Annotated in this window: 2 protein-coding genes and 1 pseudogene; 1 reads left to right on the forward strand and 2 read right to left on the reverse strand. The window is 70.0% G+C overall.

From position 1 onward, the window contains the following. Positions 1 to 58: 58 nt before the first annotated feature. Both dapC and fdxA read right to left on the reverse strand, forming a co-directional pair. Complete coding sequence (dapC, locus tag GA0115259_RS32580) at positions 59 to 1,171, reverse strand: succinyldiaminopimelate transaminase (protein WP_093603642.1); 1,113 nt, start codon at positions 1,169 to 1,171, stop codon at positions 59 to 61. A gap of 154 nt (positions 1,172 to 1,325) precedes the next feature. After that, positions 1,326 to 1,646: a ferredoxin gene (fdxA, locus tag GA0115259_RS32585; RefSeq protein ID WP_003985062.1), complete on the reverse strand. Its 321-nt coding sequence runs from the start codon at positions 1,644 to 1,646 to the stop codon at positions 1,326 to 1,328. A gap of 140 nt (positions 1,647 to 1,786) precedes the next feature. Here fdxA and GA0115259_RS32590 point away from each other — a divergent pair. Beyond that, positions 1,787 to 2,130: pseudogene (locus GA0115259_RS32590) on the forward strand (GNAT family N-acetyltransferase); the annotation flags it as partial.

Genomic DNA, 2,130 nt, shown 5'->3' on the forward strand with positions numbered 1-2,130 from the left:
CCGGGGAGCTGCTGCTCCCCGGGCCCTCCCCGTAGCTCTCTCGCAGGTCAGAGCGCCCTCAGGCCAGCCGCTTGACCGCCGCCTCGATGCGCTCGTCCGTGGCCGTCAGCGCCACTCGCACATGGCGCTCTCCTCCCGGACCGTAGAAGTCACCTGGCGCGACCAGGATGCCCAGCTCCGCGAGGTGCGCCACGGTGTCCCAGCACGGCTCGTCGCGCGTCGACCACAGATACAGACCGGCCTCGCTGTGGTCGACACGGAAGCCGTGCGCCTCCAGCGCGGCGCGCAGCGCGGTACGACGGGCCGCGTACCGCTCGCGCTGTTCCCGTACGTGTGTGTCGTCACCGAGCGCCGCCACCGTCGCCGCCTGCACCGGTGTCGGCGTCATCATTCCGCCGTGCCTGCGGATCTGGAGCAGCTCGCCGAGGACGGCCGCGTCACCCACCACGAACGCCGCGCGGTATCCGGCGAGGTTGGAGCGCTTGGAGAGCGAGTGGACGGCGACGACGCCCTCATACGTACCGCCGCAGACGTCCGGATGCAGCAGGGACACCGGCTCGGTCTCCCAGCCCAGCTCCAGATAGCACTCGTCGCCGACGACGAGCACTCCGTGCTCCCGCGCCCAGGCCACGATCCGGGCCAGCGCGTCCTTCGCCAGGACCGCTCCGGTCGGATTCGACGGCGAGTTCAGCCAGAGGAGCTTCACATCCTCCAGACCGGCGCCCGCCGGATCGGCCGCGAAGGCCTCCACGTCGTACGGCACGGGCTCGGTACCGGCGAGCCGCGCCCCGACCTCGTACGTCGGGTACGCGAGCCGCGGATACGCGACCCGGTCGCCCGCGCCGAGGCCGAGCTGTGCCGGAAGCCAGGCCACCAGCTCCTTGGAGCCGAGCACCGGCAGGACGTTCTCATGCGTCACTCCGCGCGCGCCGAGCCTGCTCTGCGCCCATGCGGTCAGCGCGTCACGCAGCGCGGCCGTGCCCCACACCGTGGGATATCCGGGCGAGTCGGCGGCGCCGGTCAGCGCCCGCTGGATCAGCTCGGGAACGGGGTCGACCGGAGTGCCGATGGACAGGTCGACGATCCCGTCGGGATGAGCCGTGGCCGTCGCCTTGTGGGGCTCCAGCTTGTCCCACGGAAAAAGGGGAAGGCGCGAAGAGACAGCGGACACGGGCTCACTCTTTCTCGTACACACTTCTTCTCGTACTCATTCGTACCGGCTCATTCGTACCGGACCTGGGCCCGTGCGTACCGGACCCGGACCCGTGCCGGGAAACACCCCGGTCCCGTACGGCGCGGGCCGTACGGGACCGGGAGGCGCGCCGTCAGCCGTTCTGGGGCGGCAGCGCGGCGATGAAGGGGTGGTCGCGCTCGATCAGGCCGAGCTTGGAAGCACCGCCGGGCGAACCGAGCTCGTCGAAGAACTCGACATTCGCCTTGTAGTAGTCCTTCCACTCCTCCGGGGTGTCGTCCTCGTAGAAGATGGCCTCGACCGGGCAGACCGGCTCACAGGCTCCACAGTCGACGCATTCGTCCGGGTGGATGTACAAGGACCGGGAGCCCTCGTAGATGCAGTCGACCGGGCACTCCTCGATGCACGCCTTGTCCTTGACGTCGACACAAGGCTGCGCGATGACGTAGGTCACGCTGTCGTTCCTCCTCGATAGGGCGCGGCGGGCCGATCTGCGGCTCCGTCCACGGGCGCGCGGAAGCGCGGCGTCGTCGATGCCCGCATCTAGTATCTCCGTTCTTGAGCACGATCCGAACAGGAGGGGCGGACAGAGCTGTGGAATTCACTGCGGGCGGACGGCTCCGGGTCCGTCTGACCCCGGCTGACGTGGGCAAACGTGTATCAGTCAGACAGTTGACGGAGAGCGGCGCGGGGCCGGAGAAGTTCACCGACACGGTCGGCGTTCTCACATCGTGGGACAAGGGTGTGCTGCTGATCACACGCCGCACCGGTGAGAGCGTCCGCGTCCCCGAGTCGGCTCTGGTCGCGGGAAAGGTCGTACCGGCCGCGCCGGCCAGACGCCGTGGGCCGGCCGCGGACTTCGAGGAGCTGGCACGGGTGGGCGCCCGCGCCTGGCAGCCGGTGGAGAGCGAGCCGCTCGGCGAGTGGCTGGTGGGGGG

It is taken from the genome of Streptomyces sp. MnatMP-M17, from assembly GCF_900091995.1.
In the GTDB taxonomy this organism is placed as follows: domain Bacteria; phylum Actinomycetota; class Actinomycetes; order Streptomycetales; family Streptomycetaceae; genus Streptomyces.